The 20,175-nt window shown below is 70.3% G+C and carries 20 protein-coding genes; 11 read left to right on the top strand and 9 right to left on the bottom strand.

Annotated features, from left to right (window positions below):
* Positions 1 to 10: 10 nt before the first annotated feature.
* Together ACW5EG_RS11790 and ACW5EG_RS11785 are read left to right on the top strand one after the other, a co-directional pair.
* Positions 11 to 1,252, top strand: a complete 1,242-nt coding sequence (locus tag ACW5EG_RS11790; protein WP_457021565.1) for an acyl-CoA dehydrogenase family protein — start codon at positions 11 to 13, stop codon at positions 1,250 to 1,252.
* Positions 1,249 to 3,795, top strand: a complete 2,547-nt coding sequence (locus ACW5EG_RS11785) for a TonB-dependent receptor (RefSeq protein WP_457021563.1) — start codon at positions 1,249 to 1,251, stop codon at positions 3,793 to 3,795. The genes ACW5EG_RS11790 and ACW5EG_RS11785 overlap by 4 nt, the downstream gene beginning before the upstream one ends.
* A 75-nt stretch (positions 3,796 to 3,870) precedes the next feature.
* On the opposite strand, the gene ACW5EG_RS11780 is transcribed toward ACW5EG_RS11785, so the two are convergent.
* From ACW5EG_RS11780 to trxA, 4 genes are all read right to left on the bottom strand, one after another.
* Entirely contained in the window at positions 3,871 to 4,548 is a 678-nt protein-coding gene (locus ACW5EG_RS11780; RefSeq protein WP_457018791.1) for a DUF502 domain-containing protein, read from the bottom strand.
* 131 nt (positions 4,549 to 4,679) lie between these two features.
* The gene (locus ACW5EG_RS11775; RefSeq protein WP_457018792.1) at positions 4,680 to 6,707 is read right to left on the bottom strand and encodes a protein kinase domain-containing protein; all 2,028 of its coding nucleotides are present in this window, start codon (positions 6,705 to 6,707) and stop codon (positions 4,680 to 4,682) included.
* 195 nt (positions 6,708 to 6,902) lie between these two features.
* The gene (locus ACW5EG_RS11770) at positions 6,903 to 7,382 is read right to left on the bottom strand and encodes a DUF4442 domain-containing protein (protein ID WP_457018793.1); all 480 of its coding nucleotides are present in this window, start codon (positions 7,380 to 7,382) and stop codon (positions 6,903 to 6,905) included.
* A gap of 90 nt (positions 7,383 to 7,472) precedes the next feature.
* Entirely contained in the window at positions 7,473 to 8,342 is an 870-nt protein-coding gene (trxA, locus tag ACW5EG_RS11765) for a thioredoxin (protein WP_457018794.1), read from the bottom strand.
* 132 nt (positions 8,343 to 8,474) lie between these two features.
* Here trxA and ACW5EG_RS11760 point away from each other — a divergent pair, with 132 nt between their 5' ends.
* From ACW5EG_RS11760 to ACW5EG_RS11750, 3 genes are read left to right on the top strand one after another with little or no spacing between them, the layout of a single operon-like run.
* Positions 8,475 to 9,098: a hypothetical protein gene (locus tag ACW5EG_RS11760; protein WP_457018795.1), complete on the top strand. Its 624-nt coding sequence runs from the start codon at positions 8,475 to 8,477 to the stop codon at positions 9,096 to 9,098.
* On the top strand, positions 9,095 to 9,310 hold the full coding sequence (locus ACW5EG_RS11755; RefSeq protein ID WP_457018796.1) for a helix-turn-helix transcriptional regulator: 216 nt from the start codon (positions 9,095 to 9,097) through the stop codon (positions 9,308 to 9,310). The genes ACW5EG_RS11760 and ACW5EG_RS11755 overlap by 4 nt, the downstream gene beginning before the upstream one ends.
* On the top strand, positions 9,307 to 9,882 hold the full coding sequence (locus tag ACW5EG_RS11750) for a DUF998 domain-containing protein (RefSeq protein WP_457018797.1): 576 nt from the start codon (positions 9,307 to 9,309) through the stop codon (positions 9,880 to 9,882). Before ACW5EG_RS11755 ends, ACW5EG_RS11750 begins: the two co-directional genes overlap by 4 nt.
* 64 nt (positions 9,883 to 9,946) lie before the next feature.
* On the opposite strand, the gene ACW5EG_RS11745 is transcribed toward ACW5EG_RS11750, so the two are convergent.
* Positions 9,947 to 10,198, bottom strand: a complete 252-nt coding sequence (locus tag ACW5EG_RS11745; protein WP_457018798.1) for a SemiSWEET transporter — start codon at positions 10,196 to 10,198, stop codon at positions 9,947 to 9,949.
* On the bottom strand, positions 10,195 to 11,490 hold the full coding sequence (locus ACW5EG_RS11740) for an amidohydrolase family protein (RefSeq protein ID WP_457018799.1): 1,296 nt from the start codon (positions 11,488 to 11,490) through the stop codon (positions 10,195 to 10,197). Before ACW5EG_RS11740 ends, ACW5EG_RS11745 begins: the two co-directional genes overlap by 4 nt.
* A 222-nt stretch (positions 11,491 to 11,712) precedes the next feature.
* Between ACW5EG_RS11740 and leuS the strand changes: the two genes are divergently transcribed.
* From leuS to rlmH, 6 genes are all read left to right on the top strand, one after another.
* Entirely contained in the window at positions 11,713 to 14,487 is a 2,775-nt protein-coding gene (gene leuS, locus ACW5EG_RS11735; protein WP_457018800.1) for a leucine--tRNA ligase, read from the top strand.
* 54 nt (positions 14,488 to 14,541) lie between these two features.
* Positions 14,542 to 15,057: an LPS-assembly lipoprotein LptE gene (locus ACW5EG_RS11730; protein WP_457018801.1), complete on the top strand. Its 516-nt coding sequence runs from the start codon at positions 14,542 to 14,544 to the stop codon at positions 15,055 to 15,057.
* Between the two features lie 13 nt (positions 15,058 to 15,070).
* Positions 15,071 to 16,141, top strand: a complete 1,071-nt coding sequence (gene holA, locus ACW5EG_RS11725) for a DNA polymerase III subunit delta (RefSeq protein WP_457018802.1) — start codon at positions 15,071 to 15,073, stop codon at positions 16,139 to 16,141.
* 194 nt (positions 16,142 to 16,335) lie between these two features.
* Positions 16,336 to 17,067: a nicotinate-nucleotide adenylyltransferase gene (nadD, locus tag ACW5EG_RS11720; RefSeq protein WP_457018803.1), complete on the top strand. Its 732-nt coding sequence runs from the start codon at positions 16,336 to 16,338 to the stop codon at positions 17,065 to 17,067.
* 29 nt (positions 17,068 to 17,096) lie between these two features.
* Positions 17,097 to 17,519, top strand: coding sequence for a ribosome silencing factor (gene rsfS / locus ACW5EG_RS11715; RefSeq protein ID WP_457018804.1), 423 nt, complete (start codon positions 17,097 to 17,099; stop codon positions 17,517 to 17,519).
* Between the two features lie 138 nt (positions 17,520 to 17,657).
* Positions 17,658 to 18,128, top strand: coding sequence for a 23S rRNA (pseudouridine(1915)-N(3))-methyltransferase RlmH (rlmH, locus tag ACW5EG_RS11710; RefSeq protein WP_457018805.1), 471 nt, complete (start codon positions 17,658 to 17,660; stop codon positions 18,126 to 18,128).
* A gap of 161 nt (positions 18,129 to 18,289) precedes the next feature.
* Here the strand turns inward: rlmH and ACW5EG_RS11705 are convergent, their stop codons facing one another.
* The 3 genes from ACW5EG_RS11705 to ACW5EG_RS11695 form a co-directional block, all read right to left on the bottom strand.
* On the bottom strand, positions 18,290 to 18,979 hold the full coding sequence (locus ACW5EG_RS11705) for an energy transducer TonB (protein ID WP_457018806.1): 690 nt from the start codon (positions 18,977 to 18,979) through the stop codon (positions 18,290 to 18,292).
* A gap of 230 nt (positions 18,980 to 19,209) precedes the next feature.
* The gene (locus ACW5EG_RS11700; RefSeq protein WP_457018807.1) at positions 19,210 to 19,374 is read right to left on the bottom strand and encodes a hypothetical protein; all 165 of its coding nucleotides are present in this window, start codon (positions 19,372 to 19,374) and stop codon (positions 19,210 to 19,212) included.
* 2 nt (positions 19,375 to 19,376) lie between these two features.
* Positions 19,377 to 20,105, bottom strand: coding sequence for an SIMPL domain-containing protein (locus ACW5EG_RS11695; RefSeq protein ID WP_457018808.1), 729 nt, complete (start codon positions 20,103 to 20,105; stop codon positions 19,377 to 19,379).
* Positions 20,106 to 20,175: the final 70 nt, after the last annotated feature.

The raw sequence follows: 20,175 nt of genomic DNA, 5'->3' as shown, positions 1-20,175 counted from the left end.
GGAACGACGCATGGATTTCTCCTTCACCGAAGAGCAGCAGATGCTGCAGGACTCGATCCGGCGCTACATGGAATCGGGATATTCGCTCGAGCACCGCGCGAAGATCCTCGCCAGCGGGGAAGGCTGGTCGCAGCGCAGCTGGCGCGACCTGGCCGAGCTGGGCCTGCTGGCGCTCGACATCGACGAAGCCGACGGCGGCATCGGCGCCGGGCCGGTCGGCACGATGCTGGTCTCGCAGGCGACCGGCGCAGGCCTGCTGGTCGAGCCGTTCCACTCCAGTGCGATCCTCGCCACGCGCGTGGTCGCGCTGCTCGCACGGGGCCAACGCCGCGCCCGACTGCTCGACGCGCTGGCCGCGGGCGAGGCCATCGCGGTGCTCGCGCACGACGAAGCCGGCGGCTGGGCACAACCGCTCGCGACGGAAGCCATCGTCGAGGGCGACGGCTGGCGCCTGCGCGGCGACAAGGCCGGGATCTATCACGCGCCGATGGCGCGCTGGCTGCTGGTCACCGCGCGCACGGACGATGGCTGCGGCGTGTTCCTGGTCGAGCGCGAGGCCGATGGCGTGCGCCTGCAGCCGGTGCGCACGGTCGACGGCCAGCGCGCCGCAGACATGGTCTTCGATGTGCGGCTCGGCCCTGATGCGCGGCTGGGCGATGGCGACGCCAGCGCCACGCTCGACGAAGCGCTCGACCGCGGCATCGCCGCGCTGTGCGCCGACGCGGTGGGCGTGCTCGACCGCATCCTCGCCGCGACCGTGCAGTACAGCCGCGATCGGGCCCAGTTCGGCACGCCGATCGGCCGCTTCCAGGCGCTGCAGCACCGCATGGCCGACATGTACATGCAGGTCGAGCAGGCGCGATCGATGACCTACTTCGCCACCTCCGCCTGCCTGCAGGACGACGCGCACGCCAGGCGCGAGGCGGTCTCCGGCGCCAAGGTGATCGTCGGCCAGGCCGCACGCAGCGTCGGGCAGGAGGCGGTGCAGCTGCACGGTGGCATGGGCATGACCGACGAGCTCGACGTCAGCCACTGCTTCAGGCGCCTGCTCGCCTTCGAGCTGCGCATGGGCACCACCGACGACCACATGCGGCTGTACCGGCGTCTCGCGCCGGCGCAGGCCGCCCAGGGGAGGGAACACACGCCAATCGCGGGACGCGGCACAGCAAGGGAATCCGGGCGCCACGCCATGGGCGCGGGCCGTGAGGGCGGGTTCTCCACATCCAGTCTGCTTGGGAGGGTAGATCCATGAATCGCAACAAGAAGAATCGCAACATGCTGGCCTGGTCGGTCGCGGCCGTGCTGGCGGGTTTCGCCACCGCTGCCGCGGCGCAGGACGATGCGCGTGCGCAGTCGCAGCCAACGCGGGCGCGCGACAGCGCGCCGACCACGCTCGACGCGCTGATCGTCACCGCGCAGAAGCGCGAGGAGGCGCTGCAGGACGTGCCCATCACCATGAGCGTGCTGCCCGAACAGCTGCTGCAGGACGCGGGCGTTCGCGACATCAAGGAGATGCAGCACCTGGTCTCGGGCATGAGCGTCACCAGCACGGCCTCGGAAAGCCAGACCACGGTGCGCCTGCGGGGCGTTGGCACGGTGGGCGACAACCCTGGCCTGGAATCGTCGGTGGGCGTGGTGATCGACGGCGTGTACCGTCCACGCAATGGCGTGGGCTTCGGCGACCTCGGCCCTGTCGAGCGGGTGGAGGTGCTCAAGGGCCCGCAGGGCACGGTGTTCGGCAAGAACACCTCGGCCGGCCTGGTGAACGTCGTGACCCGGGCGCCGTCCTACAGCCAGAGCGCGGAAGCCGAGATCACCGCCGGCAACTACGGCCTGTTCGGCGTCTCGGCCAGCTACAACGACGCGATCAGCGACAAGGCCGCTTTCAGCCTCTACGGGGTCAAGCGCTGGCGCGACGGCTTCCTCGATGTCGAGACCGGGCCGGGCCCGCGCACCAGCCGCGAGGACAGCGACCTTGATTTCCACGGCCTGCGTGGCCAGCTGCTGCTCGAGCCGACCGACAGCCTGCGCATCCGCATGATCGCCGACTTCGCCAGCCGCACCGAGGAATGCTGCGCCGCGGTCACCACCACGCGCGGCCCCACCGCCGACATCGTCGATGCGCTGGCCGGTGGCGCCGGGGTCATTGCCGTTCCCGACCCCTCGCGCCGCCTGGCCTACAGCAACGACATCACCCGCCAGTCGGTGGAGGACAAGGGCTGGTCGGTACAGGTCGACTGGGACACGCCGTGGATGGGCGATGCCACCCTGACCTCGATCACCGCGATGCGCGACTGGACCAACCTCAACTCCGGCGACCTCGACTTCACCACGGCACCGATCTGGGTCCGTCCCTACGGCGCCGGCGAGAACGATGTCGGCTTCGAGACCTTCAGCCAGGAATTCCGGCTGACGGGGTCGAGGGAGCGGGTGGACTGGATGCTCGGCGTATTCCATGCCGACGAGGACCTGGTGCGCAACGACAGCATCAGCATGGGGAGCGCCTACGAGCCGTATCTGTCGATCGCGTTGATCAACAACATCGCCAACTCGTTCCCGGCCGGGCTGGTGAACACCGGCAATCCGTTCCTGTTCCTGTCGCAGGCCGCGGGCCGTCCCTTCGGCACCACGTTCACCGGCGGCGGCAGCCACGACCACTTCGAGCAGAATGCGCGCAGCACCGCGCTGTTCACCAACAACGTCTGGCACGCCACCGACGCGCTCGACATCACCCTGGGCGCGCGCTACACCGACGAGCGCAAGACGCTGCGCTCGACGCTGTCCAATCCCAACGGCGGCATCGGCTGCTTCAACGGGCTGACCAATCCGGCGCAGGTGGGCGCGGCGCTGGCCGGGCGTGGGGTGCCGGGGGCGTACATCGCCGGCCTGGTGCCGACCGTGATCGGCTACATGTGCCTGCCGTGGAGCAACGTGCAGCACCATGGCCGCGACACCTGGCAGGAGCGCGAGGAGAAGGAGTGGTCGGGCACGCTGCGCGCGTCCTACCGCTGGAGCGAACGGCTGATGACCTATGCCTCGGCGGCGCGGGGCTACAAGGCAGGCGGCTTCAACCTCGATCGCGTGCAGTCGGCCGATGGCCTGTCCTCGGGCGCGGCCGGCATCACCCCGGTCGACGACACCTCGTTCCCGGGCGAGTTCGTGGACAGCTACGAGATCGGCGCGAAGTCGACCCTGGCCGGCGGCAACCTGCTGTTCAACGCGGCGCTGTTCCACCAGACCTTCACCGACTTCCAGCTCAACAGCTTCCTCGGCACCAGCTATGTCGTGCGCTCGATCCCGGAACTCGTGAGCCGTGGCCTGGACCTGGACCTGATGTGGCAGACGCCGGTCGACGGCCTGTCGCTGCAGGGCGGGGCGACGTACCTGGACGCGGAGTTCGGCAGCGACCTGCTGCCAGACGACGACCTGGTGCTGCTGCCCGGGGCGACGCCCGGGTTCATGCCGCGGTGGCAGGCGAATGCGTCATTGACCTACGAGTGGGACGTCGCCGACAGCCTGATGGCCCGCACCTACCTGGGCGCGCGCTACACCGGTGACCACAACACCGGATCGGACCTGGATCCGCAGAAGTTCCAGGAGGCCTACACCGTGGTCGACGCGCGCCTGGTGCTGGGTTCGCGCAACCGGCGCTGGGCGGTCGAGTTGTGGGGTCGCAACCTCACCGACGAGACCTACAGCCAGGTCGGCTTCGATGCGCCGATCCAGACCGGCTCGTGGAACGCCTTCCTCGGTGCGCCGCGCACCTATGGCGTGACCCTGCGCGTCATGTACTGAGCCTGCGGAAGTGCATGCGGCCGCGGCCTGGTGGCGCGGCCGCTGCATGTGCGGCGAAGCTCCAGGGGTGTGGGCCTACGGCTTGTCCCGCACCGGCGGCGCGAACGGAATCGTGTCCGGCGCCACCGCACCGCCGCTGATGATGAAGCTCATCGCCTGGTCGACGGTCCAGTCGGTGGGCGTGATGTACTCGACCGGCACGATTTCCAGATAGCCCGACGTGGGGTTGGGCGTTGTCGGCACGTACACCGCGGCCAGCTCGCGGCCGGTGCCCTGTTCGCGGATCACGCGGGTGACGAAGCCGATCGCTTTCATCTGGTCGTGCGGGAAGTCGATCAGGACCACGCGCTGGGTACCGTCGGGCTTGGTCTGCAGGATGTCGAGCAGCTTGCGTGCGCTGGAATAGATGATGTTGGCCAGCGGGATGCGCTCGACCAGCGCTTCGATCCAGCGCAGCAGGCGCTGCCCGACCACGCGCCGCGCCAGCCAGCCCACGGTGACGATCAGCAGCAGGGTGGCGACCATCGCGATCGTCGCCTGCACCGAATCGGCGTTGGCCCAGCCCAGCGTATCCGGGAACCAGGCCGCGATCTGGTAGGACAGCGGGGCCACCCACGGCCGGCTCATGTCCGACAGCAGCACGAACACGAACTTGACCACCACCCAGGTCAGCCAGATCGGCAGCAGGGTGAGCAGTCCGGTGAGGAACAGTCGCTGCAGCCGCTGGCTGAGCGAGGGAGGAGTCGATGGCATGCGCGGATTCTACCGGTCGCGGCCGCGACTGGCGGGCACACGTGCGCGACGCTGCGTGCGCATGGCCGCATCTGCTTCCCCGCATCGCTGCCGAACGCCGCATCACCGCCAAAGCGGCCCTGCGGCAACGCCTACAGATCCCGCACCAGCCTGAAACCAACGTCGTCGTAACCACGGTCCGGGACCAGCGCGCGCGTCGTGCTCTCCGTGCGCCAGCTGGGCCCGGTGGCGGCGCGCCGTGCGCAGCTGTCGCCGCAGTCGGCCCGCCATTCCGACACCTGCCGGTCGCCGGCCGCAAGCGGCAGGCGGGCGCCTTCGGCTGTGGTCGCGAGGCGGTAGCGCTGGCCGTCGCGGCGGCCGCGCCACTGCGTGTAGGCCTCGGCATCCTGCCAGGACACGCAGACCACGGGGTCGCGGTCGCCCTGCTCGAAGCCCGGCGTCTGCCAGTTGCGCGGGTCGAGCATGCGCAGCAGCGAGATGCGCTCCCGGCACAGCGCAGGCTCGCGTCCATTGACCTCGGCGAAGCGCGCGTATTCGGCGCGGCTGACCGGGCGCGCGAACGCAGCGACCGGGTCCGTGCCGCCTTCCAGCACCACCATCCCTTCGAGGTTGCCCGCCTGGCGTCCACCCAGGTCGGGAATGCGCTTGACCTGTGCCTGCAGGCGCTGCACGGCTGCCGACGGCAAATCGGCGATCTTCGCCAGCTCCACCACGCGCGTCGCGCGGTCGCGTTCGACCTTGCGCACCGCAGATGCGGAGCGTGCGGCCAGGGCTTCGCCCACGCGGTCCTGCCAGCGTGCCAGCGCATCGCCCGGCAGCGTGCCGATGTTCTCGCGCGCGCGCGCGGCTGCGCGCAGCAGCGCATCCGCATCATCGTCGCGGTCGCGGGTGATCGCGTCCGCGGCCGACTTGCCCAGCGCATCCATCAGCGCCGTCGTCGCCTCGTCCAGCTGCGGATGCCCCTGGTCTGCCCGGCGCGCGGCAAGCAGGCTCGCGGTCGCGTTGTCGTCAGCGGGCGCGGCCAGTCGGCCGGCACGGATCTGTTCGTGCATGCGCTCGACCAGCCGGTCGGCCGGCGACAGCGGCGCGGCGCGGTGCATGGCGGTGGCGTCGGTCGGCGCCGGCGCAAGCGCATCGGTCTCGAATGTCGGGGAGGCGACCGTCGGTGCATCGCTGGCCTGTGGCGCGCCTGGCGCATTCCAGTGCAGGCCCAGGCCCACGGCTGCGGCGCACAGCAGCGCCAGCCCCACCCAGGCCAGCATCGGCAGGCGTCGCAGCTGTCCGCCGGCGCGGCTGGCGGCCGCACCCAGCCAGGCGCCGCGCGCGTGCGCGGACAGCGGCACCTGTTCCAGCGCGGCCAGCATCTGCGCGGCGTCGTGGAAGCGCCTGCGCGGCGACTTGACCAGCGCCCGTTCCATGAAGCGCTGCCAGTGGCGCAGCCCGGGCGGCAGCTTCGGCACCGGCTTCTGCGCATGCTGGATGGCCATCGCCAGCGCGTCATCGGCCTTGTAGGGCAGCTCGCCGGTCAGCATTTCCCAGGCCAGCACGCCGACGCCGTAGAGGTCGGCGCGGTGGTCGACCTGTTCGCCACGCGCCTGCTCGGGTGCCATGTAGGCGGTGCTGCCCACCGCCAGGCCGGTCATCGTCACCCGCGTGCCGTGGCCGCGGCGCAGGGCGATGCCGAAATCCGCCAGCAGCGGGCGGTCGGCTTCGTCGAAGAGCACGTTCTCGGCCTTGACGTCGCGGTGCACCACGCCGCGCGCGTGGGCAAAGGTCAGCGCCGACAGCAGCGCGCGCAGGATTTCGCGCACGCGCTGTGGATCGCCGGTGAGGTCGCGCTGGCCGACGTGGCCGCGCGGCAGGTATGGCATCGAATACCAGGGCAGGCCGTCGGTGGTGCGCCCCACTTCGTGGATACCGACGATGTGCGGATGCTCCAGCCGCGCGATCGTGCGCGCCTCGTTTTCGAAGCGGCGCCTGCTCACCTCGTCGGCCAGCGCTTCCTTGCGCATCAGCTTGATCGCAACCTCGCGCCCCAGCGACAGCTGGGTGCCCAGGTATACGGTCGACATCCCGCCCTCGCCGAGCACACGCGTGAGCCGATAGCCGGCGATTTCCGGCAACGGTGCGTGCGTACTGGCGCTTGCCCCTGTGATCATGCAACCCCCTGATTACGATGGAGAGCATATACAAGGCCTGCGTCCAAGGCAGTGAATCCGTGCGCAACCTGGCGCGTTAGCCGTGGAAACCGGGACAGTAACCGGAATGCGCGATGTCGCATGCGCTCCAGGCGCCGCCATGACGGCGCGATGCCGAGCGGCGGCGGTGTGCGGCGACGATTCGCTGCCCGACAGCTATGCCGCGGACGTGGACGGGTCTTGCCCGGCGCGGTCGCGCTTGCGCCGTACGTAGACCTGCTTGCGCACGCGTGCGACGACATCGCCCTGGCCATCGACGATGTCGGTCTCGAACCAGTGCAGGTGGCGCCCGCCATCCGCGGTCGCGGCGCGCATCGTGTCGAGCACCGCCTCTTCGAGCCGGAAATCCGCGACCACCGTACCCTTGCCCGGCTTGAGGAAATCGATGGTGCCGGCCTTGTCCCAGACGATGTAGTCGCGGCCCAGCGACTGCAGGGTCATGATCATCCAGAACGGATCGGTCATCGAGAACAGGTTGCCGCCGTAGTGGGTGCGCACGTAGTTGCGGTTCCAGGGGCGCATGCGCAGCTCGACCCGCGCATGGCGCCAGTCGCCCGACAGCCGGGTCACGTGGATCCCGGCGGCGGCGAAGGGCGGCCACAGGTTGAAGATCCAGCGCAGCAGGTTAGGACTCATCGCGTGGGGGCAGGACCGGGGAGGGCGAGGCTACCATACGTATTGGTATGGAGCGTTTCCGCGCAGCCGCGCTGAGTGGCGGCCGGCAGGCTAGACCAGCAGCAGCGAGGCCATGCGGCGGCGGTAGCGGCCCACCAGTTCGGCGTCGTCCAGGATGCGGAATGCGTCGATCAGGGCGCGTCGCGGCAGTCCGTCCTCGAAGCCGCGGTCGCGCTGCAGCATCTCCAGGAACTGCTCGAGGCCGGCCGCCGGATCATCGCCCACGATCCTGTGCACGCCGAGCAGGTGGCGCGCGCGCAGGTCATCGGGGTTGGTGGCGATCGCAGCCTCCAGCGACGCGACCGGCGGTGCGTCAACCAGCAGCGTGGCGAAGCCCAGGCGCGCGCGCGCCTTCACCGCGCGATCGTCGGTGGACAGGTTGGCAGGCAGGGCATCGAGCAGTCGCTCGGCTTCCTGCGCGGCGCCGGTCTGCAGCAGCGCCAGGGCCAGGTCCAGCTTGAGTTCCTCGGTACCGGGCTCGGCGGCGATCGCCTCGCGCAGGCGGGCCACTTCGGCATGCGGATCCAGTGGCGCGGTCTCCTCCGCTGCCGCCTCGTCGACGACTTCGGCCGGCTCGACGCCGTGGTGCTGCAGGAACTGGCGCACCTGGCTTTCAGCCAGCGCACCCTGGAAGCCGTCGAGGATCTGTCCATCCTTGACCAGGAACACGGTCGGGATCGAACGGACCTGGAAGGCGCCGGCGATCTGCGGTTCCTTCTCGGTATCGACCTTGGCCAGCAGGAAGGCGCCGTGGTACTCGCCAGCCAGCTTCTCGAGGATCGGGCCGAGGGTCTTGCACGGCCCGCACCATTCGGCCCAGAAATCGACCAGCACCGGCACCACCAGCGACTTCTGCAGGACCTCGGTCTCGAAGCCGGCGGTGGTGGCGTCGAAGACGTGCTTGGTGGTGTCGACGGACATGGACGGCTCCGGTGCAGGGGAGGAGAAGGATGGCGGCGAGGGTTCAGGATTCCAAGTCGATGTAAAAAATAGTTGACATTGATCGATGGCGATGTAAATTAGTTTTTACATCAAGTCAGCTGGAGCGGACATATGCAGACACATCCGTGGCAGGTCGCTGCACTGGCGGCGATCGCGTTGCCCGCGCTCTGGCTGCTGCTGGCCGGCCCCGAGCGCCTGCTCGGCATCGAGGGCGACCACATCGGCATGGTCTTGCTGGTGACCGCGGCATGGACCAGCCTGCTGGCGCTGTCGAAGCTGCCGCGGGGCGAGGGCGAGGCGGCGATCGCGCCGGCCGAATGGAGGGCCTGGATCGGCACCGGTTTCATGGCCGTGGCGGTGGCGTATTTCGTCGGCCACGTGGAGGTCTTCGCGGCCGGGCCGGACGACCGGGCGGCGCGTGCGATGGCCGGTCACCTGGTGCTGCTGCTGGTCGCGTGGACCGTGTTGTCGCAGGTGCTGGCGTCGCGCTGGAAGGGCGCGGTGGACGAGGACGAGCGCGACCGCGGCATCGCGGTGCAGGCGGCCGGGTGGTGGCGCGGTACCGCTGCCGTGGCCGTACTCGCCCTTGCCGTAACCCTGGGCTTCTCGCCGCCGGAGCGGCTGCAGTGGGCCACGCACTTCATGGTCGCGAACCTGCTGGTACTGGCGCTCATGTGCGCCTGGCTGGCCGAGTGCGCGGCGACCGCAATGCTGTACCTGCGCGACCGCCAGTGAGCGGCACGCCCATCGCCAACGAGATCCGCCGCTTGCGCTTCGAACACGGCGAGATGACCCAGCAGGCGCTGGCCAATGCCTGCCGGGTGACGCGGCAGACGATCATCGCGCTGGAGGCGGGCCGTTACGCGCCGTCGCTGGAGCTGGCGTTCCGCATCGCACGCGCGTTCGGCGTCGGGGTCGAGGACGTGTTTCGCTGGGAGGGGTCATGAAGAATCCGGATCGCTGGTTCGCGCCGATCGCTGGCGTGGTCGCCGTGTCTGCGTACGCCGGCCTGGGCGCGCCGCTGGACGGCTACTCGCACCTGCTCCATCCGGTCGCGCTGCCCGGGGCGGACGGCGTGCCGCGCGCGTTCGCGTTCAACCTGCTGGTGTTCGTGCTGCCGGGACTGCTGCTGGCCGCGTCCGCATGGCGGTTGCGCGGGCGGCTGCCGGCGCGCACCGGCATGGCCGCGCGGCTCGGCACGACCATGCTGTTGCTGTCGGCGCTGGCCTACGCCGTGCAGGGCATGCTGCCGCTCGATCTGGAGCAGCCTGACGCAGGCGCCAGCCGCTGGCATGCCGCGGCCTGGACCGTGTGGTGGATCGCGTTCCTGGCCGGCACTGCACTGCTGGCGGCGTCGCTGCGCGCGCTGCGGGTCGCAGCCGTCGGTGCGTGGCTGCTGGTGCTGGGTGCGGGCGTGCTGCTGCCGCAGCTGCTGGGGACGGGCATCAGCCAGCGGCTGGCGTTCGCGGCGTGGTTTGCGTGGATGTGGTGGCTGGAGTTGTCGCTGCGGTCGGAATGACAGGCAGCGGTGAGCCGGTCGAGCCTGCGACAGCGCGAGCGCGGCCCCGCTGCTGCCTGCGGGGTCACCCGTGCCGCAACTTCAGCCCCAGGATCACCGTCGCCAGCACAAAGGTCACCGCATTGGCCAGGATCATCGGCCACGCGCCCAGCACCAGGCCGTAGCCGAACCAGCACACGATGCCGATGGTGAACACCACGTACATGCCCAGCGAGATGCCGCTGGTGTCGCGGCTGCGGATCGTCTTGGCCGCCTGCGGCACGAATGCCAGCGTGGTCAGGATCGCAGCCACGTAGCCAAGCCATTCCAGGTTCATTCAACCCCCGGCCTGCGATACACGCGGCCGTCCTTCATCACGAAGTCGACCGCCATCACCGCATTGATGTCCGCAACCGGATCACCGGGCAGGGCGATGATGTCGGCGCGTTTGCCGGGTTCGATCACGCCCTGGTCGTCGACGCCCAGCACCTGCGCGGCGTGCAGCGTCGCCGACTGCAGCGCGTAGGCCGCCGGAATGCCGGCTTCGACCATGTAGATGAACTCGCGCGCGTTGTCGCCGTGCGGGCCCACGCCCTGGTCGGTGCCGAAGCCGATCTTCACTCCGGCACGATAGGCGCGCGCGGCGGTGTCCTGGATCAGCGCGCCGATGCGGGCGGCCTTGGGGCGCACGATCTCGGGAAAGTAACCCGGCTCCTTCGCCTTTTCGGCGACGAAGCGTCCGGCGTAGATGGTCGGCACGTACCAGGTGCCGTGCTGCTTCATCAGCCGCATCACATCGTCGCTCATGTGGGTGCCGTGCTCGATGCTGGTCACGCCCGCCAGAACCGCGCGGCGCATGCCTTCCTCGCCGTGCGCGTGCGCGGCGACGGTGTAGCCGTAATCCTTCGCGGTGTCGACCACCGCGCGGATCTCGTCGACGGTGAACTGCGGCGCGTCGCCGGACTTGGCATAGCTCAGCACGCCGCCGGTGGCGGTGATCTTGATGACGTCGCTGCCGTCCTTGTAGCGCTGGCGCACGGCCTGGCGGGCGTCGTCGACGGAGTTGATTACGCCATCGGTCGGGCCGGGCGGGCCGAGCAGGTGCGAGAGCATCGAGTTCCAGCCGTTGCTCGGGTCGGCGTGGCCGCCGGTGGTGGCGATGGACTTGCCGGCGGCGAAGATGCGCGGCCCGTCGACCAGGCCCTGGTTGACCGCGTCGCGCAGGTGCGGACTGACCTCGCCGCCAAGGTCGCGCACGCTGGTGAAGCCGGCACGCAGGGTCTTGCCGGCATAGCCGACCGAGCGGAAGGCGTAGTCGACCGGATCCAGCCGGAAGCCTTCCGAGTAGCTCTGCGGACCGGACTGGCTGCCCAGGTGCACGTGCAGGTCGGTCCAGCCGGGAAGGCAGGTGCGGCCTGCCAGGTCGATGGTTTCGGCGCCAAGCGTGGCGGTGCGTCCGGGCTGCAGCGAGCGGATGCGGCCATCCTCGACCACGATCGTGTGTTCGCCGAGCACCCGGCCGCTGCGGGCATCGAAGATCCGCTCGCAGTGCAGCGCCACGGGATCGGCTGCGACTGCCTGTGGCGACAGGCAGGCGGCCAGGACGAGGAAGGGGAGCAGGCGTGGCATCAAGGGCATCGGTCTGGTCGGCGGCAAGGGTCGGCCGATTGAACCACAGCTGCCGCCGCCGAATGCGGCCCCGCCGGCCTTGCTTCCGGCGGTGGCCCGGCCGCGCCGCAGACGCCAGGGGGCGCACGTCGACACGATGTGCACGCGCGGTGGACGCCGGCGAATGACGGGGCTGCCGCGCTGGGGTAGGCTTCCAGTCCCTGTTTTTCCAGCGCAGATACCGTGTCCGTAGAGTCCGCCAGCCCCGAATCCGCCGCCTACCAGCCCGCCCCGATCGAGGCCGCTGCGCAGCGCTTCTGGGACGACACCCGCGCCTTCGAGGTGACCGAGCAGCCGGGCAAGCCGAAATTCTTCTGCCTGTCGATGCTGCCGTATCCCTCCGGTGCGCTGCACATGGGCCACGTGCGCAACTACACCATTGGCGATGTGATCAGCCGCTACCAGCGCATGACCGGCAAGAACGTGCTGCAGCCGATGGGCTGGGACGCGTTCGGCCTGCCGGCCGAGAACGCGGCGATCAAAAACGCCACCGCGCCGGCGAAATGGACCTACGCCAACATCGACCACATGCGCGCCCAGCTCAAGTCGCTGGGTTACGCGATCGACTGGTCGCGTGAGTTCGCGACCTGCTCGCCCGACTACTACGTGCACGAGCAGCGCATGTTCGTGCGGCTGATGCACAAGGGCCTGGCCTACCGCCGCAACTCGGTGGTGAACTGGGACCCGGTCGACCAGACCGTGCTGGCCAACGAGCAGGTCATCGACGGCCGCGGCTGGCGCTCGGGCGCGCTGGTGGAAAAGCGCGAGATCCCGCAGTGGTTCCTGCGCATCACCGATTACGCGCAGGAGTTGCTGGACGGGCTGGACACGCTGGACGGCTGGCCCGAGTCGGTCAAGACCATGCAGCGCAACTGGATCGGCCGCAGCGAAGGTCTGGAGCTGCAGTTCAAGGTCGATGGCGAGGACGCGCCGCTGTCGGTCTACACCACGCGCCCCGACACGCTGATGGGAGTGACCTTCATCTCCATCGCCGGCGAGCATCCGCTGGCGATCAAGGCCGCCGCTTCGAATCCCGAGCTGGCCGCGTTCCTCGATGAGCTGAAGCGCGGCGGCGTGTCCGAAGCCGACATCGAGGCGCAGGACAAGCGCGGCATGGCCACCGGCCAGTGGGCGATCCATCCGCTCACCGGCGAGGACGTGCCGGTCTACGTCGCCAACTTCGTGCTGATGGGCTATGGCACCGGCGCGGTGATGGCGGTACCGGCGCACGACCAGCGCGACTGGGAATTCGCCAAGGCCTATGGCCTGCCGGTGCGGGCGGTGATCGTGCCGCAGGGCGTGCGCGACGCGCTGCTCGAGGTGATCGGCGACGTCGCCCACGACGCCGATCCGTTCCAGGCCGCACTGGCCGGCGGGTCGGTCGATGCCTATGACACGTCCGCCGCGGTGGCCGTGGTGCGCGAATACCTGGACGGCATCGAACAGCGCGGCGCGTACACCGAGCGCGGCTTCCTGATCAATTCCGGCGAATACAACGGCCTGGGCTACGACGCCGCCTTCGCTGCGCTGGCGCGGCACTTCGAGGCCCAGGGCAGCGGCCGGCGCAAGGTCAACTTCCGCCTGCGCGACTGGGGCGTGAGCCGCCAGCGCTACTGGGGCTGCCCGATCCCGGTGGTCTATTGCGATGGCTGCGGCGCGGTGCCGGTGCCGGAGGACCAACTGCCGGTGCTGTTGCCCGAGGACGTGGCCGACGCCTTCTCCAATCCGGGCGTGGTGCATTCGCCGATCAAGTCCGATCCGCAGTGGCGCACGACCACCTGCCCGAGCTGCGGCAAGCCGGCCGAGCGCGAAACCGACACCTTCGACACCTTCATGGAGTCGAGCTGGTACTACGCGCGCTACACCTCGCCCGGCGCGGCCGACATGGTCGACGGACGCGCGAAATACTGGACGCCGGTCGACCAGTACATCGGCGGCATCGAGCACGCGATCCTGCACCTGCTGTACTTCCGCTTCTTCCACAAGTTGCTGCGTGACCAGGGCCTGGTCGACAGCGACGAGCCGGCCAACCGCCTGCTCACCCAGGGCATGGTCATCGCCGAGACCTACTACCGCGAGCACGTCAACGGCGCCAAGGAGTGGTTCAACCCGGCGGACGTGGACGTGGAGCGCGACGACAAGGCCCGCATCACCGGCGCCACGCTCAAGGCCGACGGCAATCCGGTGATGATCGGCGGCATCGAGAAGATGTCGAAGTCGAAGAACAACGGCGTCGATCCGCAGGCGATGATCGCGCGCTATGGCGCCGACACCGTGCGCCTGTTTTCGATGTTCGCCTCGCCGCCGGAACTTTCCCTGGAGTGGAACGAGGCCGGGGTCGAGGGCATGGCGCGCTTCCTGCGCCGGCTGTGGACCCAGGTCCAGCGCCACGCCGATGGCGGGCCCGCGCCGGCACTGGATCCCTCGACGCTCACCGCCGCGCAGAAGGCGCTGCGCCGGCAGCTGCACGAAACCGTGCAGAAGGTCGGCGACGACTACGGCCGCCGGCACGCCTTCAACACCGCCATCGCCGCGGTGATGGAGCTGCTCAACGCGGTGGCGAAGTTCGACCCTTCGACAGGCTCAGGGCAGGCTGCCGACGGCAACGGCCGCGCCCTGCGCCAGGAATGCCTGGAGGCGATGGTGCTGCTGCTCAACCCGATCACCCCGCACGCCAGCCACGCGCTGTGGCAGGCGCTGGGCCATGCGGAGATGCTGCTGGAGGACGTGGCGTTCCCGCAGCCCGACCCGGCCGCGCTGGTGCGCGACGCGGTCACGCTGGCGGTGCAGGTCAACGGCAAGCTGCGCGGGACGATCGAGGCGCCGGTGGACGCACCGCGCGAGGCGATCGAGGCCGCCGCCCTGGCCGAGCCCAACGTGCAGGCCTTCCTTGCCGACCTGCAGGTGCGCAAGGTCATCGTGGTGCCGGGCAAGATCGTCAACGTGGTGGCGGGCTGAATGCGCGGCGCCAGCCTGCTTGCCCGTGCCGCCGCCCTCGGCCAGACTTCGCCGATGATCCGGACCTGCCTGCTTGCCGTCCTCCTCGCCCTCGGCCTGGCCGGTTGCGGCTTCCACCTGCGCGAGGCGCTGCAGCTGCCGCCGGACCTGGGCCAGGTGCGCGTGACCGCCCGCGATCCCTACAGCGCGCTGGCGCTGTCGCTTGAGCGCTCGCTCGGCCATGCCGGTGTGCAGGTGGTCGAGGCTGGCACCCCCGGCCGCCTGGCGGTGCTGGCGATCCGCTCCGAGCGCTGGGCCTCGCTGCCGCTGAGCCTCGACCAGTACGGGCGCGCCCAGGAATACACGCTGCGCTACGCGGTGGTGTTCGCGCTGATCGATGCCAATGGCGACGAGATCGTGCCGCAGCAGGTCGTCGAGCTCGCGCGCGACTACATTTCGGTGCCCACCGACATGACCGGTACCGACACCGAGGCCGAACTGCTCGGCCGCGAACTGCAGCGCGAGATGACCGCAGCGATCCTGCGCCGCATCGACGCCGCGACGCGCGAGCGCCGCCAGGCCGCGCAGTGAGCCGCGCAGCGGCATGGAGCTGAAGCCCGAGCGCCTGGGCGCGCAGCTGGGCGCAGAGCCACCGCGCCCGGCCTACCTGGTGGCCGGCGCCGAAACCCTGCTGGTGCTGGAAGCGGCCGACCTGATCCGCGCCCGCGCGCGTGACTGCGGCTATGGCGAGCGCGAGGTGTTCGACGCCGACGGTCGCGATTTCGATTGGGATGCACTGTCGGCCAGCTTCCGCGCGCCGAGCCTGTTCTCCGCGCAGCGGCTGATCGAACTGCGCCTGCCGACGGGGCGCCCCGGCAAGCAGGGCGGCGAAGTGATTGCCGAATTCTGCGCCCATGCGCGGGAGGCCGCGCAGGCCGGCGCCGGTGCGCCCGAGATCGTGCTGCTGGTCACCGCAGGCGAGTGGAGCCGCCAGCACGGTGGACGCTGGAGCGAGGCGATCGCCGGCCTGGGCCACATCGTGCTGGTGCCGCTGGTGCGCCCGCACGAACTGGAAGGCTGGCTGGAATCACGCATGCGCCAGCGCGGGGTGCGCGCCGACCGCGCCGCGGTCCAGCGCCTGGCCGAACGCGTGCAGGGCAACCTGCTGGCGGCCGCGCAGGAGGTCGACAAGCTGGCGCTGCTGGCTGGCGAAGGCACGCTCGACGCCGCGCGCATGGAGTCGCTGGTCGCCGATGCGGCCCGCTTCGACGTGTTCCGCCTGGTCGATGCCGCGCTGGGCGGACAGGCCGCGCAGGCCACCCGCATGCTGGCCGGGCTGCGCGCCGAGGGCGAGGCGGTGCCGGCGCTGATGGGCATGGTGGTGATGGAGCTCAATCGCGTCGCCGCGCTGGCGCGGGTGCAGGCGCGCGGCGGCAACCTTGCCTCCGAATTCAAGGCGCAGCGGGTCTGGGATTCCAAGCAGGCCGTGTACAAGCGCGCGCTGTCGCGACACCCGGCCTCGCGCTGGGAGCGCTTCGTGGTGATGGCCGGCGGCGTGGACCGCATCGCCAAGGGCCGCGTGCGCGTCGGCGAGGAGCCGGCGGATGCGTGGCTGGCGCTGGAGCGGCTGCTGGTCGCGGTGGCCGAGCCGAAGGCGGCGGCGCTGGCCGGCTGAGTTCAGCGCAGCGGCAATCCCGCCGCTGCCGCCGTCCGCCCGCCGCAGGACGTTCGTCATCCCGACGAACGCCGGAAGCGCCTTTCAACAGCCCGCAGGGCTGGTCATCCATCTTGACCCCGCAGTGCAGGCATCCATGCCAGCCTGCAGGTCGCCCCGGATCGAACCTCACCGCGCAACCTCACCAGACAGCCATGGCGCCCGTCAGCAAAAACGAAACATCGCAGGTCTCCGCACCCGCCGCAGACGACGGCCCAGCGGCCCGAACGCCGCTGCTGGTCCTGTACGGCGGCACCTTCGATCCCGTGCACCACGGTCATCTGGCGATCGCCCGCGAGGCGCGCGACGCGCTCGGCGTGCCGATCCACTTCATGCCCGCCGCCGATCCGCCGCATCGCCCACCGCCGGGCGCGGACGCCTCGCAGCGCGCTGCGATGCTGGCGCTGGCGATTGCCGACGAGCCCGATTTCCACATCGACCTGCGCGAACTGCGCCGTGACGGCCCCAGCTACAGCGTCGAAAGCCTGCGCGAACTGCGCCGCGACATCGGGGCCGCCGCCCCGGTCGCGCTGCTGATCGGCGCCGACAGCCTGCTTGGGCTGCCGGGGTGGCGCGAATGGCGGGCGCTGCTTGGACTGACCCATCTCGTCGTGGCCGAACGGACCGGAAGTGCCCTGGATCGCCCCCTGCCGCCGGAACTGGCCGAAGCCCTCGAGGGCCGCTGGTGCGATGACGCGGGCGCGCTGCGTGCGCAGCCGGGCGGGCGCCTGCTGCGGCTGCGGCAGGCGCTGCACCCCGGTTCGGCGACCCGGGTGCGGGCCGACATCTCCGCCGACAGCGACTGGCGCCAGCTGGTGCCGTCGGGCGTCGCCGACTACATCGTCCGCCACCGCCTCTACGGGGTCGATGCGCCAACCCCGGTATAATCGTGCCGCAACCTTCAGAGCCAGCGCCCTTGTCCAGTTCCGCGCACGTCATCAAGACCCGTCTTCCCGACCCGCCGCCGCCGGCAGAGGTGCTGCTACGCAGCATCCACACCGCGGTCGAGGACCTCAAGGCCAAGGACGTCACCGAAATCGACGTGCGCGGCCGGACCAGCGTCTGCGACTACATGGTGATCGCCTCGGGCACCTCGACCCGTCACGTCAAGTCGATCGCCGACGAGGTGGTGCGCCAGGCCAAGCAGCTCGGCTGCCAGCCACTCGGCGTCGAGGGCGAACGCGAAGCGGAGTGGGTGCTGGTCGATCTGGGCGATGTCGTCGTGCACGTGATGCTGCCGCGCGTGCGCGAGTTCTATGCGCTCGAGCGCCTGTGGACGGTCGGCGACCAGCCGCCCGGGGACGCGCCGCCCGAAGCCGCGGACGAAGATCCCCGCTAGCCGGAAGCGCTTGCCCGTGGCTGTTCCATCGCGGCAAGTCGCGGACTTTCCCCGGATACACGCTTCCGGGCGATCGGGCCACGGATGAGATACTGGGGTGATGCAGACCCGCCTCCACACTTGCACTGGCCGCGCGTCTTGAAGGCGCGCCTCATCGCCGTCGGCGAGCGTGCGCCGGCCTGGGTCGCGGATGGATTTGGCGAATACCGCAAGCGCCTGTCGCACTGGCTGCCGCTGGAGCTGGTCGAGGTCGAACCCGGCCTGCGCGGCAAGGGCCGCGACCCGGCGCGGGCGATGCAGGAGGAGGGCGCGCGCGTGCTCGCGGCGGTGCCGCGCAACACGCAGGTCGTCGTGCTCGATGGCGGCGGCAAGGCATGGTCCTCCGAAGAACTGGCGCAACGACTGGAGCACTGGCGAGGACAGGGCCGCGATCTCGCCTTCCTGGTCGGCGGCCCCGAAGGCCACGCCTCCGGGGTGCTCAAGCGCGCCGACGAATCCTGGTCGCTGGGCCCGCTGACCCTGCCGCACATGCTGGTGCGGCTGCTGCTGGCCGAACAGCTCTATCGCGCCGCCGCGCTGCTGGCGAACCATCCCTACCATCGCGGCTGAAGCCGCTCCTACAGGACCTGTGTTCCCTCTGTAGGAGCGGCTTCAGCCGCGATCGCCAGTGACGACCCATCGTCGCGGTCGGCCGAAGGCCCCGGTTCCGCCCCCAAGCGGGAGCGGAACCATGAAACCCCGCCTCGCGGCAGGCTCAATGCCCTGGCGCCCTAACCGCGAGCCAGCCGGAACTCGATCGGCACGATGCCCACCGCCTGCACCGGCTGGCCGTCGCGCAGCGCGGGACGGAAGGTCCAGTTGCGCTGCACGTGGCGCAGGGCCTCGCGGTCGAGCACGGCATGGCCGCTGCTCTGCTCGATCCCGACCTGCAGCGGCCGGCCGTCGGTGCCGACCAGGATCCGCAGCAGCACCACGCCCTCCAGCCCGCGCTGGAGGGCCAGGCGCGGATAGGCCGGCGACGGTGCGCGGTCGTACTGCAGCTGCATGCCCATGACCGGCCCGGGCGGCGCGATCGACACCGCTTCGCCCGGCTCGGTGGCCGCGTTCGCGGCTGTGTCGACGAAGATGCCGTGGTCGACCAGCACCGGGACGTCTGCCGCCGGCGGCGCGATCGCGGTGTCGCGGATGGTGGACTGTGGCTGGACGCGCGGCGGCGTCACCGGCACCACCTCCGGCGGCGGTACCGGGGTGCGGCGCTCGATCGGCACGATCGGCACCACGCTCAGGTCCGGCGTGCGGTCCACTCGCGTGGGCGGTGGGGGCAGCGTCATCGGCGCGAGCAGCATGGCCAGCGCCAGCACGTTCAGCGCGAGCGTGCTGCTGATGCCGAGGATGCGGTTGCTGTCCAGGCGCCCCACCTGCGCGCCATGTCGGGATGAGTGCGTCTGCTGCAGGACCATGCTCCACCTCCGCGTGTGCCGGTGGCCGGGACGGCCGCCGTCTGGCCAGTGAACGCGCCGGTGGCGGGGACGGGGTTGAGAAGGAGCCTTGCGTCCCGCCTGCGTGCGCGACCCTGACTGCAGCCCGACGCTACGCCCGCGGCTGCGGACGCGGCAATGCGGCGAAGGTCGAAGGGCGCCTGCCGGCAGACGGGCGGTGGAACGCTGCGGCCATTGGCCGCAGCAGGCGCTCAGGCGCCCTCGTTCTTGCCGTCACGTTCGGGCTCGCGGTCGAGGCCGCCGGCGTCGGGGTTGGGCTGTTTCTTCGCGCCGGACTTGCGCGCGTCCTCCTTGTCGCGCGGCTCTTCTTCGCGGTAGCCGGAGCGGTCGTCGGACTTGCCTGGATTCTTGGGCATGGTCAGTTCCCCAGTTCGAACACGACATCGAGGCTGGCGCCGAGCGTGGTCTCGCCCGGCGACACCGGGGCCGATTCCATGCGCGCGTCCATCGCCATCGCCTTCATCATCGGCATCGGCGGCTGGAAACCGCCGCCCTCGCTGATGCTCACGATGCGGCGTACGCGCAGGCCCAGCGACTGCGCGTACATCGCCGCGCGCGCCTGCGCCAGCTTCAGCGCGGCCTGGCGCGCCTCGTCGTACACCGCCTCGGGCTGATCGATCTCGAAGTTCGGCCCGTTGACCTGGTTGGCGCCGCTGGCGACCAGCGCGTCGAGCACCTCGCCCAGCTTGCCGATGTCGCGAACCTTGATGTTGACCGTGTTGCTGGCCTGGTAGCCAGTGATGACCGGCGGCTGGTTCTCGGCGTAGCGGTACTGCGGCTGGATGCTGATGCCGCTGGTCTGCACGTCGCGATCGGCGACGCCCGCGGCGCGAATGGTGGCCACAACCTTGGCCATCTGCGCGGAATTGGCCTTGAGTGCGGCGTTTGCGTCGGCGGCCTGGGTGACCACGCCGGTGGACAGGCTGGCGATATCCGGGGTGCGGCTGGCCTCGGCGTGCGCGCTGACCGAGAGCAGGGTGCCATCGGTGGCGACCGGGGCGGGGCGGGCTTGGGCATGGGTCATCGTGTAGGGCGCCAGGGCGAGGAGTCCGGCGAGCAGCAGGCACGCGGGTGTGGATCGGGACATGGTGATCTCCGGGAAAGGCTGGTGGAAGGGTCGGCAGGGTCCAGTGAACGGCCCGTGAGCCTGAACGGGG

The organism is Luteimonas sp. A611 (genome assembly GCF_054072715.1).
Note: the sequence above shows the minus strand (reverse complement) of the source record. Positions and strands in the feature narration are given on the sequence as shown.